The 15,742-nt window shown below is 62.9% G+C and carries 12 protein-coding genes and 2 pseudogenes; 10 read left to right on the forward strand and 4 right to left on the reverse strand.

Annotated elements, in window-relative coordinates:
* Window positions 1-18: 18 nt before the first annotated feature.
* Window positions 19-594, reverse strand: a complete 576-nt coding sequence (locus AC3WQS_RS10335; RefSeq protein WP_020906049.1) for a TerD family protein — start codon at window positions 592-594, stop codon at window positions 19-21.
* A 243-nt stretch (window positions 595-837) separates the two neighbouring features.
* Between AC3WQS_RS10335 and AC3WQS_RS10340 the strand changes: the two genes are divergently transcribed.
* The 9 genes from AC3WQS_RS10340 (at window position 838) to AC3WQS_RS10380 (ending at window position 11,087) form a co-directional block, all read left to right on the forward strand.
* Window positions 838-1,983, forward strand: coding sequence for a hypothetical protein (locus tag AC3WQS_RS10340; RefSeq protein ID WP_141487831.1), 1,146 nt, complete (start codon window positions 838-840; stop codon window positions 1,981-1,983).
* Window positions 1,984-2,075: 92 nt separating this feature from the next.
* Entirely contained in the window at window positions 2,076-3,233 is a 1,158-nt protein-coding gene (locus tag AC3WQS_RS10345) for an HpcH/HpaI aldolase/citrate lyase family protein (protein WP_492712764.1), read from the forward strand.
* Window positions 3,230-4,519 (forward strand): phosphoribosyltransferase family protein, encoded by a 1,290-nt coding sequence (locus AC3WQS_RS10350; protein WP_019746736.1) that lies wholly within the window; start codon window positions 3,230-3,232, stop codon window positions 4,517-4,519. The genes AC3WQS_RS10345 and AC3WQS_RS10350 overlap by 4 nt, the downstream gene beginning before the upstream one ends.
* Window positions 4,516-5,625 (forward strand): cysteine protease StiP family protein, encoded by a 1,110-nt coding sequence (locus AC3WQS_RS10355; RefSeq protein WP_019746737.1) that lies wholly within the window; start codon window positions 4,516-4,518, stop codon window positions 5,623-5,625. Before AC3WQS_RS10350 ends, AC3WQS_RS10355 begins: the two co-directional genes overlap by 4 nt.
* Window positions 5,622-6,479 (forward strand): hypothetical protein, encoded by an 858-nt coding sequence (locus AC3WQS_RS10360; protein ID WP_019746738.1) that lies wholly within the window; start codon window positions 5,622-5,624, stop codon window positions 6,477-6,479. Before AC3WQS_RS10355 ends, AC3WQS_RS10360 begins: the two co-directional genes overlap by 4 nt.
* A 27-nt stretch (window positions 6,480-6,506) precedes the next feature.
* Window positions 6,507-7,898: a TerD family protein gene (locus tag AC3WQS_RS10365; RefSeq protein WP_134998466.1), complete on the forward strand. Its 1,392-nt coding sequence runs from the start codon at window positions 6,507-6,509 to the stop codon at window positions 7,896-7,898.
* A gap of 158 nt (window positions 7,899-8,056) precedes the next feature.
* Complete coding sequence (locus AC3WQS_RS10370; RefSeq protein ID WP_019746740.1) at window positions 8,057-8,950, forward strand: SGNH/GDSL hydrolase family protein; 894 nt, start codon at window positions 8,057-8,059, stop codon at window positions 8,948-8,950.
* A gap of 40 nt (window positions 8,951-8,990) precedes the next feature.
* Entirely contained in the window at window positions 8,991-10,547 is a 1,557-nt protein-coding gene (locus tag AC3WQS_RS10375; protein WP_492712763.1) for a TerD family protein, read from the forward strand.
* An 84-nt stretch (window positions 10,548-10,631) separates the two neighbouring features.
* The gene (locus AC3WQS_RS10380) at window positions 10,632-11,087 is read left to right on the forward strand and encodes a tellurite resistance TerB family protein (protein ID WP_003941110.1); all 456 of its coding nucleotides are present in this window, start codon (window positions 10,632-10,634) and stop codon (window positions 11,085-11,087) included.
* A 56-nt stretch (window positions 11,088-11,143) separates the two neighbouring features.
* Here the strand turns inward: AC3WQS_RS10380 and AC3WQS_RS10385 are convergent, their stop codons facing one another.
* Window positions 11,144-11,665 carry a 2-oxo-4-hydroxy-4-carboxy-5-ureidoimidazoline decarboxylase gene (locus tag AC3WQS_RS10385; protein ID WP_092765452.1) on the reverse strand — a complete coding sequence of 174 codons (522 nt, stop codon included), beginning with the start codon at window positions 11,663-11,665 and terminating at the stop codon, window positions 11,144-11,146.
* A gap of 488 nt (window positions 11,666-12,153) precedes the next feature.
* Window positions 12,154-12,360 (reverse strand): recombinase family protein, encoded by a 207-nt coding sequence (locus AC3WQS_RS10390; protein ID WP_319802096.1) that lies wholly within the window; start codon window positions 12,358-12,360, stop codon window positions 12,154-12,156.
* Window positions 12,361-12,585: 225 nt separating this feature from the next.
* On the opposite strand from AC3WQS_RS10390, the pseudogene AC3WQS_RS10395 reads away from it, so the two are divergent.
* Window positions 12,586-13,850 (forward strand): annotated as a pseudogene (locus AC3WQS_RS10395) (IS256 family transposase).
* A gap of 114 nt (window positions 13,851-13,964) precedes the next feature.
* Here AC3WQS_RS10395 and trpS read toward each other — a convergent pair.
* Window positions 13,965-15,005: pseudogene (trpS, locus tag AC3WQS_RS10400) on the reverse strand (tryptophan--tRNA ligase).
* Between the last annotated feature and the right edge of the window lie 737 nt (window positions 15,006-15,742).

A 15,742-nucleotide genomic window follows, 5' to 3' on the forward strand; every position in this document is an offset into this window, starting at 1 on the left:
GCTCGTCGAGAGCGAAGATCAGACGTTGACGCCGTAATCGCGCGCGATGCCGGACAGGCCGGATGCGTAACCCTGGCCGATTGCGCGGAACTTCCACTCTGCACCGTTGCGGTACAGCTCACCGAAGACCATGGCGGTTTCGGTGGAAGCGTCCTCGGAGAGGTCGTAGCGAGCGAGCTCGTTGCCGTTCGCCTTGTCGACGACGCGGATGTACGCGTTGCGAACCTGGCCGAAGGACTGCGAGCGAGCCTCTGCGTCGTAGATCGAGACGGGGAAGACAACGCTTTCGATCTCGGCGGGAACCGCTGCGAGGTTCACGTCGATCTGCTCGTCGTCGCCTTCGCCTTCGCCGTCCGTGTTGTCACCCTTGTGCTCGATCGAGCCGTCGGGCGAGCGGAGGTTGTTGAAGAAGATGAAGTGCTGGTCGGAGAGGACCTTCTTGTTCGAGCCTGCGCCGATTGCGCTGGCGTCGAGGTCGAAAGCAGCGCCGGTGGTGGAACGCGCGTCCCAGCCCAGGCCGACGACCACTGCAGTCAGGTTCGGGGCCTCCTTCGTGAGAGAGACATTGCCGCCTTTGGTCAAGCTGACGCCCATTCAGGGGTCCTTTCAAGAGGAGAGACAAGGCCCACTACGACGCGAAGTCGTCTTGGGAGTGTGTTTACCTCCACCACCCTAACCGCAGTTCCGGTGTGTTCGCCGTAACAGCAGAATTACGAACCGAGAAGCGAAGTGCTGGACCCGTAGGATTCAATCGTGGTGGGAAGATGGTCGGAGCGCTTCAATCGGGGGGCAAGAGTGGGGGAGTCGGTCAGTCGTGCGCGGGAGGCGCAGACGGCCATGGTTTCGGCGTTCCTCGACATGGACAAGCGGCAGACCATCGCGTCGGCAGCAGTCGACGCTTCCGCCGAGCTGTATCCCGAGCGAGGGTTGCGCGCTGCGTGGGAACCCGTTCGGGATCGGTGCTTCCAGGCTGCGTCGGACTACCTCGACACCTCCGAGCGCTATGGCAACGATCAGGTACTCCACCAGAACCCGAACGGTGCTCGGGCGGCGTTCGAAAAGTCGGTAGCCGAACTCGTCGAGGCGGCGAAGGGCGTCGACGCCTTCTACAACGGGCATCGTGCGCACCTCGAGCAGGCGACGGTCACGATGTCCGCCATTCCCGTCCTCGGCCAACAGGCCCGAACCCTGGCAAACGCCGTCCGGGAAAAACTGGCTGCCACCGATCAGCGCTATCGCGAGTACCCGTCGGTGGTGACGGCCTCCGAACACCTCGACGACGCGGTTGCAGCGCTCGACAACGCGCGCTCATCCGGTCGCGCCGACGCAGTCCGCACGCGGTCCGAGAGTGTCCGCGAAGCGGTATCGGCGCTCGAGGAAGCATTGGCAGAAGCCCCGTCGACCCAGCACCGTGCCGAGATGACGATCTCCTCGGTCTCGACCAGGTTGTCGGCAGTGCGCACTCGAGTGGACCGCCTCGACCCGGCGTACTCCGCACTGCTGCGCGAGTTCAACGCCGCGAGTTCCGCTGACCTCGTCGACAACAGCAGTCGCAGTCGAGCGCATATCGATCAGGCCGACATCGATCTCAAGGAAGCGAAGCAGTCGCTGGCTGCGGGAAACCCCGAACATGCACTGGCTTTGATGGCCGAAGCACGTGTTCACCTCGCCGACGCCGAAGCGTGCGCCGATGCCGTGACGGACCGTCTCGCTACTCTGCGTGCAGTTCGGGCAGATCCGAGCCAAAAGGAACGTGAGGTTCGTTTCCGGCTGAAAGACGCCCAGATGTTCGCTGTTAACCAAGGGTTGGTGGCGGAGTGGGGCTCCGTACTCGATGCTCAACTAGCAAGGATCGAGCGAGCGAGTGCGTCACTGTCGGGAACTCATCCGGACTACTGGTCGTATGTATTACAGCTGGACTCGGTATCGACGTTCATCACCGAAGTTGTCGAGAAGATGCGGGCGCGAGCCGGCAAAAACTGAATGGTCGGGCCGATCGGGGGATCGGAGTTGCTCGACGCGTTGTCACAGGGGGTCGTTTCATGGACTTGATTGCGGTTACAGAGAGAAGAGAAATGCAGCACTTTCAACATCTCGAGGATGACGTGCGGGAGCAACTGTTCCTGCATGCGCCTCGGTCGTTCGCGGATTCCGACGAGAGGGATCTGCTCGCGATTGCTCTGGGTGCAACTCTCTACGTTCCTGCCACTCGAGCCGGGTTGGCCGACATCGTGGTCAAGCGTGCGTCCGAGGGCGTCAGCTCGATGGTGCTCGATCTCGAGGACGCCGTCGCTGATCACGAGGTCGAATCGGCGCGAGCGAACGCGGTTGACGCTCTCGACAAGATCGCGTCCACCGACGCCGTCGGCATGCTGCTGTTCGTGCGGGTTCGTGAAGTCGCGGACATCCACAAGGTCGCCGCGTCGTTGACCGAGGGGCGCGCCGCGCTCACCGGGTTCGTCATCCCGAAGTTCGGCAGCGAGTCCGGCCCCGTGTTTCTCGACGCCGTCGCGGACGCATCCGAGTTGCTGGGTAAGCATCTCTACGCGATGCCGGTACTCGAATCACCCGCGCTGGTTCACCGCGATACACGTGATCTCGAATTGCGCACCATCAGTGGGATTCTCGCGCAACACCGCGAGCGCATCCTTGCCGTCCGCATCGGCGCCACCGACATGTGCAGCACCTTCGGTATCCGCCGCGACCGCGATCTGACCATCTACGACGTGCGCGTGGTGGTCGACGTCATCGCCGACATCGTCAACTACCTCGGGCGTGCCGACGGTTCGGGTTTTGTCATCACCGGGCCGGTGTGGGAGTACTTCGCCGATCACGAACGCATGTTCCGGCCGATGCTGCGCGCCACCCCGTTCGAGGAACATGACGCCGTCCGGTTCCGTCAGCATCTCGTCAGCCGCGACCTCGACGGCCTGCTCCGTGAGATCGCGCTGGACCGAGCCAATGGAATCCAGGGCAAGACGGTCATCCACCCGTCGCACGTCGCGGCGGTCAATGCTCTCTCCGCGGTCACGCACGAGGAGTACCATGATGCCCTCGACATTCTCGGTGCCGATACCGGGGGAGTGCAGGCCTCCGGCTACCGGAACAAGATGAACGAGATGAAGCCGCACCGCAATTGGGCCCATCAGACTGCGCTCCGCGCTCACGTGTTCGGTGTGACCAACAAGGGGATCACGTTTGTCGAGTTGCTGACGGCGTTGGTCGATCGATGACAGAGGTTGTCCAGTCCCGGGACGTTCCCTGGGCTACAGCAGAATTCGGCTTGGACCTCGTTCACGGTGATTCGTCACTCGGGCATTCGGTGCCCGATCTGGTGATCCCGGGACTTCGGCGGAATCCGCGTCGCGCTCATCTGCTGGTGTCCACCGTGCTGGGAAAGCACGTGCCCACCGAGCCGTCCGTGGTCATCGGCGCTGCCGACGACCTCGGCGATCTGGTGCGGACAACCCTCGGTGAGGGTGTCGACGTCGTCGTGCTCGGGTTTGCCGAAACCGCAACAGGTTTGGGCCACTGCGTCGCAGCTCGCCTGCACGCTCACTGCTACCTGCACTCCACGCGCCGAGACGTACCAGGTGCCGCGACGCTCGCCGGATTCGAGGAGGGGCACTCGCACGCCACGAGCCATCTGATGCAGCCGACGTCCGCCGAACTGTTCGAGAACGACCTGCCACTGGTCCTCGTCGACGACGAGATCTCCACCGGCGCCACCGCGATCGATGCCATCCGGGCACTGCACGGGCAATGCCCGCGCAGCCGCTATGTCGTGGCCTCGCTGGTGGACATGAGAACCGAGGAACACCGAGCCGCCAGCGAAGCCGCGGCCACGGAACTGGGTGTACGAATCGACTACGTCTCTCTCGCTTCGGGTTCGACGGTCCTGCCCGACGGCCTGACCGAGCGCGTCACGGCGCTGGATGCTCCGGATCTCAACCCGATCGGTGATCGCCGCGGCACGCTGTCTCGGATGGATCTGCCGTGGCCCGCGCAAGTCCCCGACGGAGGCCGGCACGGTTTTCTCGATGGCGACACCGCGGCATTCGAGTCAGCCGTCGAGGCAGCGGTGTCCATTCTCGGATCGTCGATCGACGCGTCGCGTGCTGTGATCGTGATCGGTCACGAGGAGTTGATGTACCTGCCACTGCGCATCGCCGCGGGCTTGGAAAGCTCTGGGCGAGCGGTTCGGTACCAGACCACGACGCGTTCACCCGCCTACGTCGTCGACGTGCCGGGATACCCGCTGCGTCGCGGGTTCACCTTTCCGGCACCGGAACTGGGCGAGAACGAACCCCGATACGTCTACAACGCGCAGTGGCCTGACGCGGCGGTCGACGCCCTTGCCTTGCTCGTCGTGGACGAGCCCGCCGATACCGATCGGTTGACGGCGATGGACGGGGTGATCGAGGTGTTGCGGAACTCCGGCACCGACGTCCTGGTTGCCACCGTTCGCGGGGCCGATCCGTCGGCGCTGCGAGAATCCAGAGCAGGAGGCTCGTCATGAACGAACCATTGGTCGGGCCCGAATTCGGTTCGTACGCGCCGGGCGAAGTGAAGTGGCTGCTCAAGGATCTCTCGCACGTGGATCTCGAAGCGGATGTATCCGTGCGCGAGAAGCGTATTCAGTCGGGTGAGGCGCACTATGCCGAGTCTCTCCCCATCGAGTACCAACCCGATCAGGCATACCGGGATCTTTTCGAGACGGTGCTCGCCGAGAGCGCTCCACGGTTGGCGCGCGCTGTCGGGACCGTGATGGACCTGGTCTTGGCCGAGCGGGGGAGTGACATCACGCTGGTCTCACTCGCCCGGGCCGGAACACCGATCGGGATTCTGATGCGGCGCTGGGCCCAGCAGACCCGCGGGTTGACGTTGCCGCACTACGCGGTGTCCATCGTCCGTGGCAAAGGAATCGATTCCGTCGCACTCGATTATCTTGCGCACCATCACGACTCGGAGAACGTCGTCTTCGTCGACGGCTGGACGGGCAAGGGCGCCATCGCCCGCGAACTCGACACAGCGTTGACGGAGTACCACGAGGCAGGCGGAGCGAAGTTCGACTCCGATCTGGCTGTTCTCGCCGACCCCGGACACTGCGTGCGAACGTACGGAACCCGCGACGACTTCCTGATCGCGTCGGCGTGCCTCAATTCGACGGTGTCCGGCTTGGTCTCACGAACAGTCCTCAACGACACCCTCATCGGGCCCGGCGATTTCCACGGCGCCAAGTTCTACGCCGACCTTGCCGACGTCGACGTCTCCAACAGGTTGCTCGACGTGGTCTCGGCCGAGTTCGATTCGGTTCGCGGCGCCGCAGCGGATTCTCTTGCTGCAGTGCTTGATTCCGACCGGACGCCAACCTGGGCCGGCTGGGAGTCGGTGGAGAAGGTGCAAGCCGAGTACGGGATCTCGACGGTCAACTTCGTCAAACCCGGTGTCGGAGAAACAACCAGGGTGTTGCTGCGCCGGCTCCCCTGGAAGGTTCTGGTGCGTGAACTCGACGCCCCGGAGCATGCACACATCCGGTTGTTGGCGCAGGCCCGCGGGGTTCCGGTCGAGGTGGTACCCGACCTCGCCTACTCGTGTGTCGGGCTGATCAAGGACATCACGTGAGCCGTGCGGACACCGCTGCGTCCCAGGTCCTGATCGCTACGGATCTGGACCGCACGATGATCTATTCGCAGGCCGCGATCGGCGGCGATCCCAGTGGCTCCGACCTGGATTCGGCGCCGAGCCCGTTGTGCGTCGAGTACTACAACGGCGGTCCGCTCTCACACATGAGCGTCGAATCGATCGAACTGCTGACCGCGCTGAGCTCGCGGGTTCCGGTGATTCCGACAACCACCAGGACCATCGCACAGTTCCAGCGGATCGATCTTCCCGGCGGACCGTGGAAGTACGCCATTACGAGCAACGGCGGAAACATCCTGGTGGACGGCGAAGCCGATCGCGAGTGGCGAAACGAGATCGACCGTTCGACCAGCAAGTCCGGCGCCGAGTTGCCGCAGGTTCAGGCGGAACTGGAATCGCGGATCGACTCGAGCTGGGTCAGCTCCATTCGTGTTGCCGACGACCTGTTTCCGTACCTGGTCGTCGATCTGGCCGTGATGCCGAGTGAATTCGAAACCGAATGGAATCACTGGTGCGTGACGCGGGGCTGGAACGTTTCGCGTCAAGGCCGGAAGATCTACACGATGCCCGACGCCGTGTCGAAGTCACGTGCACTGGCAGAGGTGCGCCGCAGACTGGTCGAGTCGGGTGATCTGGATCAATCCGCAGTCGTGATCTCGGCAGGTGACGGCGCATTGGATGCGGACATGCTCGAATACTCCGATTTCGCGATCCGGCCGAGGCACGGTGAGCTGGAAGAACTGAATTGGCAACGGCCGACCGTTACTGTGACAGAAAGGTCCGGTATCGCAGCGAGCGCGGAGATATTGCGGTGGTTCTCTTCCGCGCTCGGGTAATACACGCTCTCTATGAAGGGGATTTAGTTGTCTGTATCGCTTGCCAAAGGGCAGAACGGCCCGCTGGACGTCTCGGATGTAGTTGTGTCGGTTCAGCTGGCTGCAGCCGCTGACCTGTCTGCGCTCCTCGTGACGAGCAACGGAAAAGTTCGTTCCGACGCCGACTTCGTCTTCTTCAACCAGCCGACCGGACCCGGCGTGCAATTGGTGCCCAACCCGGGTGGCATTGCCTCACTCCGAGTCTCGCTCGCCGGCGTCCCTGCCGATATCGAGCAGGTTCGCGCCGTGATCACGCTCGACGACGCTTCGTCGAACTTCGGGCGCAGCGCTGCACCCACCGCTCGGGTCTCCGACGCGGCCGGGAACGTGTTGTACGAGTACGTGATCGACGGTCTCACCACCGAGTCCATCGTCATCGCGCTCGAGGTGTACCGACGCCAGGGTGCGTGGAAGGTGCGCGCCGTCGGCCAGGGGTACGCGGGTGGATTTGCCGCGCTGGTCACCGATCACGGTGTGTCCGTCGACGATGCACCCGCGCCGCCGCCCACTCCGGTCGCGGCTCCGGCTCCGATCACGCCGCCCTCGTCCGTCGCTCCTACTCCGCCGGCGTACAACCAGCCGCCGCAGCAGCAGCCTTCGTACAACGCGCCGCCGGTTCCGCCGGCCCCGCCCGCATACAACCAGCCGCCCGCCTACAACCAGGGACCGACGCCGCCGGCCTACCCGCCGGCGCAGCAGCCTGCGTACAACCAGCAGCCGACGTACAACCAGGCACCCCCGGCGCCTCCCGTGCAGAACCAGCCGCCGGCGCAGCAGCCCGAGGTGAGCCTGGTCAAGGGACGCCCCGTCAGCCTGACCAAGGGCCAGAAGGTCACGCTCCGCAAGGAGGGCGGCGTCGCGCTCACCATGATCCAGATGGGTCTGGGTTGGGATCCGATCAAGAAGAGCGGTCTGTTCGGAAGCCGTACCGCCGACGTCGACCTCGACGCTTCGGCACTCCTGTACGCCGACGGCAACCTCGTCGACGTCTGCTACTACGGTCAGCTGACGTCCAAGGACGGCTCGGTCCGTCACATGGGTGACAACCTCACCGGCGACGGAGACGGCGACGACGAGGTCATGCTTGTCGATCTGCAGCGGGTCCCGGCTCACGTGACCACCGTGATCTTCACCGTGACCTCGTACCGCGGACACACGTTCGAGCAGGTCTCCAACGCTTTCTGCCGTCTCGTGGACAGCACCACCAACTCCGAGCTCGCTCGATACACGCTCCAGGGCGGCATGGCTTTCACCGGAATGGTGATGGCAAAGGTGTACCGCGCGAACGGCGAATGGAAGCTGCAGGCCATCGGTGAAGGTATCCAGGCCAAGCACGCAGGAGAAGCTGCGCCGCAGCTGGGACGTTTCCTCACTGCTTGAGTCGAGACTGCATAGTCGAGATGAATCCGGTTCGGCGGTAGGTGGTTTCGATCGCCGTCCGCCGAACCGGACATCGTTGTCCCCTCCGTGCGTTAACCTCATGCGGCATGTCGAGCCGTCAGTCGAGCGGCCGTGCGCGAGAGGACTTGGCACAGTAGATGATCACTCGAGGGAAACTTCTCGGTCGGGCGGCGGCCGTCGCAGGCGTTGTGCTGGCGCTCGTGAGCACCGGAATCGCGCAGGCTTCGGTACCCCAGTCGGCACCGCCGGCAGGTTTTTCCGAGACCGGGATCAAGTACGTCGCCCTCGGTGACTCCCGCGCCTCCGGTCCAAGGCTGGAACCGATGTACCCCGACGCCTGCTCGCGTTCGTACGAGAACTTCGCGGGCAAAATCTCGCGGGCGCTCGACGTGGCCGAGTTCGCTGATGTCTCTTGCAGCGCGGCACGCGCCGAGAACATCATCGACACCCCACAGTTGATTCCGAACTACTGGCCCGTCCAGCTCGATGCCGTTCACCCGGACACCGACCTGATTACCATCTCGATCGGCGGCAACGACTCCAACAGCATCTTCCTCGGCCCCCTGTGCGTCGCTCCGGGACCAGGAACCGATCGTGGATGTCGGTACGACCCGCTCGCGAATTCCGTCGCCCAGTCCGGAATCGACCGGGCTGCCGGAGAATTGGATCGCATCCTGACCGCGGTCACGCAGCGCGCGCCTAACGCTCGCATCTACCTGATCGGAGAGGGCGGCATGATCTCCACTCGCGGATGCTGGCCGAACATCCCGTTCTCAGACGCCGACGCATCCTGGTTCATGGACTACTTCGCTCGCTACAACACGAAGTTCGACGAGGTCGCCCACGCCCACGGTGTCCGTACCGTCGACATTGCGGCGGCGAGCATCGCCGGCGGGCACGATGCGTGCGCGAGTGCAGATCAGCGTTGGTTCGAAGGCCTGTTCTCGGAGTCGACGGCGCAGCGCTTGCACTTCACGGACGCCGGGATGACCGCGGTGGCCGATCTAGTGGTGGCGGACCTGCAAGGCTGACCGAGAGAGCCCGGTCATGGCATAGTTCGCTGCTGTGGGTATGACTTTTGTTCCCGGACAGAACGCGCCGCTGCAGGCGCCCGTGGTGACGTTTCGAGCCGAGAGCCAGACGCCGTTCGACGTGTCGGCGCTGGTAGCGGACGCGAACCTGCGGGCATTGACGTCCGAGGACTTCGTGTTCTACAACCAACCATCCACCGCTGGAGTGCAACTCGACCAGAGCGGCATCCGGGTGGAACTCGATCGACTTCACCCCGATGCCGCAGCAGTGTTGTGCATCGTCAGCGTGGATCCGGCAGCGACGGCCGCGGGAGCCTTTCGCACGGCCGGGCTCTCCGCCACCCTGAGCGATCAATCCGGTTCGGTCCTGGCCGAATTCGCGATCCCCACCGCAGGCACCGAGACAGCGGTCATCTGCTGGGAGCTGTACCGAAAGTCCGGTGCCTGGAAGATTCGGGCCGTAGGGCAGGGCTATGCGGGTGGTCTGGCGGAACTGATCTCGGTGCACGGCGTCGAGGTCGACGACGAGCCGGCACAACCAGCCCCGACAGCCGCGCCCGCGTGGGACTCCGCGGTGGAGCCGTTGGAGGTGGGCCGCGGCCTCGAGCGTGCGTGGATGATCTTCGAGGACGCCTCCCGATCTGCCGCTTCCTTCGTCTCCAGCAGTGAGTACGCGCTTGCCCGTTTGGACGAGGATCTGACCGCAGCCGTCGCAGATCCGTCGTTGCGGAACTCGGCAGCGGGAGTGGCGGCGCGCGATGCCGCACAGAAGCGTCACGACGACCTCGTCTCACTCGCGCGGGACAATCACGCCCGCGACAGCGCTCAGCTTGCGCACGAACTCGGCGTGATCGACGGCGTGCTCCCACGGTCGATGGCGTCGTGGAAGTCGGTGTCGTGGGCGGGTACAACCGATCCGGCCCAGATCACGGCCGTCAGCGACGGTATGCGTCTTGGCGAGCTTTCGGCTCCGGACCGCGGCACGCTCACCGTTCCCTACTGCGTCCCGCTCCCACTGCGTCGGCCCATCTGGGTGGACAGTACGTCGAGCAAAGCAGCGCTCGGTCTGATCAGTGCCGTCACCGTGCGCGTCATGGCCGCCGGCCCGATGCCGCTACTCGACGTCGTCGATCTGACCGGCTCGCTGACGCCACTGACCGACCGACTGGCACCGATGCTCGCGGGGCCGGTCATCACCGCTCACACCGAGATCTCGGCGCGCTTGCGGGCACTGGCCGAGGCCGTCGACATGGGCGAACTCGCGCGAATGAGTGGTGTCGCAGATGGCCCCAATTCCCTGCGCCTGTTGATCCTCAGCGATTTCCCGCACGGATACTCCGCCGAAGACGCACAGACCATCATGTTCCTCGCCGAACGCGGACCGGCAATCGGTTTGTCGATACTGATTGTCGGAGAGGACGAGTCGAACTTCGCGGAAGAATCCGTCGCCGCACTGTCCGAGGGGTGCCAACATCTTTCGGCAGCAGGGCAGACGGAGGTTCACGATCCGTGGACCCGCACGCAATGGCACTTCACCCCGGACGTGCTCGACCCGATCTCCGAGTCGCGAATTCTGGCAGTGTTCGACCGCACCTAGTGGCCGATGGCGGATTGCCGAGCGCACAGGCAGAGTGGTGGTACGACCACGCGCGGTGTGTGGCGGCAATACTCGAGGAGACTCATGGCATTCTGGGATCAGTTGAAGGCTAAGGCTCAGGAGATGAACGGCCAGCTCAAGACAAAGACCAGCCAGTTCCAGAACAAGGAATTCAAGAACGCGAGCATGGCAATGTGCGCGTTGATCGCCGCCGCAGACGGTTCGATCGATCCGTCGGAGCGTCAGAAGACCGCCGCGCTGATCATGAGCAACGAGTCGCTCGCGGTCTTCCCGCCGGACGAGCTTCGTGAGCAGTTCGACTGGTACTGCAGCAAGCTGTCCTCGGACTACGAGTTCGGCAAGGTCGAGGCAACCGCGACCATCGCCAAGCTCAAGTCGAAGCAGGATCAGGCCCGCGCGGTCATCCAGATCGGCATCATCATCGGCGGCGCGGACGGCAACTTCGACGAGCACGAGCGCGGCGTCGTACGCGACATGTGTTTTGCAGTCGGAATCTCTCCGGCCGAGTTCGATCTCTGATCGATTCAGAGCATGAAAGCGGGTGCGGCGCGAAAGCGCCGCACCCGCTTTTCTTTTCAGTACTCGGGATAACCGTCCTCGGGTCCCAGCATGCGCTCGATCCTCGTCCGCGTGATCTTGGCGAGCTCGTCGACGCAGACCTTGCGCTCGACGGACCGTTCGTTGGACATGCGCTGGCCGATGTTCTCGAGCAGGTCGTCGGCGTCGTGGCCGTGCGAACACCACAGATACCGGAAGCCGAAGTTCCGCTCGTACTCCTCGCCGGCGCGATAGATGGTTGCCATGACGGCGTCGTCCGGAACCCAGATCGAGCATTGCTCGAGGTGGGACGGCACGCTGTTCCTACGGACGCCGACCGGTGGATGGCATTGCAGGGCGCGTTCGACGTCGACGTCCGAGAGGTTGAGAATCGCGTCCTCGGCGCGCGAGAGGATCTCCGCGTGATCGGCAAACGGACGTCCGTCGCTGACCCACCCGGCCCACGTCAGCGAGCAGCAGCACTCGAACAGTGCGTGAACTGCCTTCTGCCGCGGTAGTTCGTTGAAGCGCCCCAACCCGATCGATTGATGTAGCAGCATGTGACCTCCCGGCCCGTTGTGCCTTCAGGCGCGCTCGACATGCCGCGCGGTAACCAGATGCGCGGCCACTTCGATAATCCGCCGCTTCACCTGGGAAAGGAAGGTTTGCTCACCAAGTTTTCAGATTCTTAACGCGGCGTAACGAGCTGACCCACACATCGAAGGAGCCCGACCCGCGGCAACCGGTGAGGCTCCAGACCGGGAGCCTCTGGAAGAAAAGACCCGATCGTGACTGACTTTTTTCTCCAGCCGGTGAGCTTGTCCGACGCACCTTTCTCTTCTCAGCAGCTGTCGCGGCGGCCAGGGCGTCACGAGTGCGGCCACGAATCAGATCCGACTCGAAACTCCGTCATCAATCCCCAGCAAGCCGATGAACATCTTCCCCATCGGATCGCGCGGGTCGTACAACTGACCGTCAATTGACAGCGATACACCTTCTCCGCGATCCGTTCTACCGGCTCATGCAGATCCTTCGCCGAGCGCGACAGTTAATGAGGCATCGTCACACAAAGGACGTCGCCGGCCCGAGCCGCGTTGATCGCATCATCCAAACCTGGCCGACGAGCCTGCCCGCCGCTGACACGATGATCGACATAAGCCTGGTCGCGATCCACACCCGCCTTCACCAGAAGATCAACCTGGATCCCGTGTTCTGCCGGCGGTGTTGCATCTCGACACCCGATCTTCACACCCACGTTCGCCGACGGGACACCCAATTGGAAACTTTTCGCTAAGTTTCTCCACGTCAGTCACGCCCAGAAGCCCGTTCCGTGCTGTCCGGTATGGCGATGGTCAAAACGCACACCCAAACCCGAAGAATCGCTCTGACGACTTACTCGCTAGTGAGGGGACTGTCAGATAAACGGTTGATCCGGTCTTGGTTCGACACGCCGAGCTGAGCTTGGTGGGAAGGATCGATCATGACCGAAAAACTGGATCCCATGGCGGACGAGGAGGATCAGAAACAGCTGGCCGAGCAACTTTTGGCACAAGCCAAGGAGCAGGGCGTGGAGCTGATGAGCCCGAACGGGCTGCTCAATCAGCTCACCAAGAACGTTTTCGAAATCGCGCTAGACGCGGAGATGACCGAGCACCTCGGCTACGAACGGCACGATGCTGCCGGCCGAGGTAGCGGCAGTTCCCGCAACGGCACGCGATCGAAGACCGTGCTCACCGAGATCGGGCCGGTCGAGATCGATGTCCCGCGGGATGTCGATTCCTCGTTCATGCCGCAGATCGTCAAGAAGCGGCAACGACGCCTGACGGGGATCGACGCGATTGTATTATCGCTTACTGCAAAGGGGTTGACGACCGGCGATGTGTCCGCGCACTTTCAGGACGTCTATGGTGCGACGGTCTCGAAGGACACCATCTCCCGCATCACCGACAAGGTTGTCGGCGAGATGACCGAATGGCAGAACCGGCCGCTCGATCTTGTGTATCCGGTGATGTTCATCGATGCGGTGCACGTCAAAGTCCGCGACGGTCAGGTCACCAACCGGCCGATGTTTGTCGCGATCGGGGTCACCGTGAACGGTGAACGCGACATCCTCGGGATTTGGGCCGGGGACGGAGGCGAAGGCGCCAAGTTCTTCGCTGTCGGTGCTCACCGAAATCAAGAACCGCGGGGTCGCCGACGTGTGCATCGTGGTGTGCGACGGCCTGAAAGGGTTGCCGGATGCGATCAACACCGTCTGGGAACTCGCGGTGGTGCAGACCTGCATCATTCATTTGATACGCAACACCTTTCGGTTCGCGGCACGGCAGTACTGGGACAAGATGGCCCGTGATCTCAAACCTGTCTACACCGCTCCGTCGGAGTCCGCGGCGAAGGAACGGTTCATCGAATTCTGCGGAATTTGGGGTGAGCGATACCCAGCGATCGTGCGGATGTGGGAGAACGCCTGGACCGAGTTCGTTCCGTTCTTGGATTACGACGAAAGAGATCCTGCGGGTGATCTGCTCGACCAATGCGATCGAGTCCGTCAACGCTCGTTACCGGCGTGCTGTGCGTGCTCGTGGGCACTTCCCGACGGAGCAGGCGGCGCTCGAATGCTTGTATCTGGCGACTCGGGCTCTGGACCCGACTGGGAAAGGTAAGGCGCGATGGGCGATGAGGTGGAAGCCAGCGCTGAACGCGTTCGCTATCACCTTCGAAGCACGCATCACCCTCAACAGTAATTAACCGATACCGAGGTCGGATCCACCGTTGATCAGACACTCCCGATGGCGGATTCCAGGGATCGTCGCAACCCGGTGAATGTCCAAACTACTGGAGTGCGCTATGGGTAGGAGTCGATCAGTAGATGGTGCCCATTGCGGTTCGGACTTCCTCGAGGGTCTGTTGGGCGATTTCGTTCGCGCGCTGGTTTCCGATGCGCAGGACGTCGGCGACATGGTGGGGGTCTTGGGCGAGGTCGTTTCTGCGTTGCCGGTGAGGGGCGAGGAAGTCGTTCCCGAGCGTGGTGGTGAGCTTTTTGAGTGCGCCTGCGCCGGCGTCGCCGATCTGGTCGGCGAGGTCATTCTCGTCGCGACCTGAGCACAATGCTGCTGTGGTCAGCAGTGCGGATACCCCGGGGCGGTTGATCGGGTCGAAGGTGATGCGGCGTTGTGAGTCGGTCGGTGCCTTGCGGATTGCCGCTGCGGTGTCGTCGGCGGTCATCGACAGTGTGATGGCGTTTCCGTAGCTCTTGGATGTCTTTCTGCCGTCGAGTTCAGGTACTTCGGGGCTCGAGGTAAGCAGCGCTTGAGGTTCGGGGAAGACCTGGCCGTAGCGGTCGTTGAAGCGTCGCGCGATGACACGGGTCATTTCGACGTGTGGGAGGTTGTCTTTCCCGACTGGAACGAGGTTGCCTTTGCAGAAGAGTATGTCCGCGGTCTGATGGACCGGGTAAATGGGCAGGAGACCGCTGAGGGCACGCCCGGATGCGGCGTGTTCGGCCTTGACTGTCGGATTGCGGTGCTACTCGGCCTCGGTGACCAGGCTCAGGAATGGCAACACGAGTTGGTTAAGTGCGGGTATCGCGGAGTGAGTGAAGATCGTCGCTAGTTGCGGGTCTATGCTTGCGGCAAGGTAGTCCAGCACTGCGCTGAACACGTTGTCGCGGACTTCGCCGATGGCGTCGCGGTCGGCGATGACCTGGTAATCCGCGAGGATGATGAACGTGTCGACGTCGCGTTGGTGCAGGCGAACCCTTACTGCGAGGGTGCCGAAGTAGTGTCCGAGATGCATTGGGCCGGTGGGGCGTTCACCGGTCAGGACTCGGTATCGGCTCGGGTTTTCGGCGATGTCGTCGCGTAGACGGTCGCTGCGTGCAGTGGTGATTTCGAGGGACGTCACTGTAAGGCTCCTGAATGGTCAGGGGCTGTACGAAACCTCGGGCTCGGCCAGGATCGACTTGCGCGTGGGCTGCATACAGCCCACGACGTGGTTAGACGGGCTGCGAGAGCAGCCGCCACCATGCCTGTCGAATCACGATCACCTGGTCAGGGTGGCAGTTCATCCGGCGTTGAACGATGGTGCAACTCGGTCGCGATGGTTACGGAGACAAGTTATAGAGCAAACCGCGGAGGCGATTTTCGGGCGTACTCCAACCGAGTATTTTGCGGGGCCGGTTGTTGAGCTCGGCGGCGACTGCATCGAGATGCTCGCGACTGTGCGATGCCAAGCACTCGGCGAGAGTTCGAAAAGCGCAGGTCCAGGCACCATTTGAAAGCACGTGAGCGTGGCCGGAATCCGGCCACGCCCACGCAGTCTCGCTTAGATCACTGTCAATTGCTACTCGCAGAGTCCAGACTAGACCATCCAGCCCCTTGTTTCGAGGCGGTGTCCAGTCCGACAACCATGACCGTTGTTAAACCTAGAACTAGGTTCACGAGACCATTCCAGTAGTTTCCTAGCATCATCCAGGTCCTTTCTTAGGAGAGTGCCAAGAGGAACATTCGTAACGGGTTCATGGAACCGATCCATGTTTTCCGCACAAGTGCCATCAAATCGACTGACGTTGCTTCAAGCGACATCGCGCTCTCCTTTTCTAGACCTTGAATCCCATGGATAGCTCCAATGGGGTCTGGATC

The organism is Rhodococcus sp. FW305-130 (assembly GCF_058788335.1).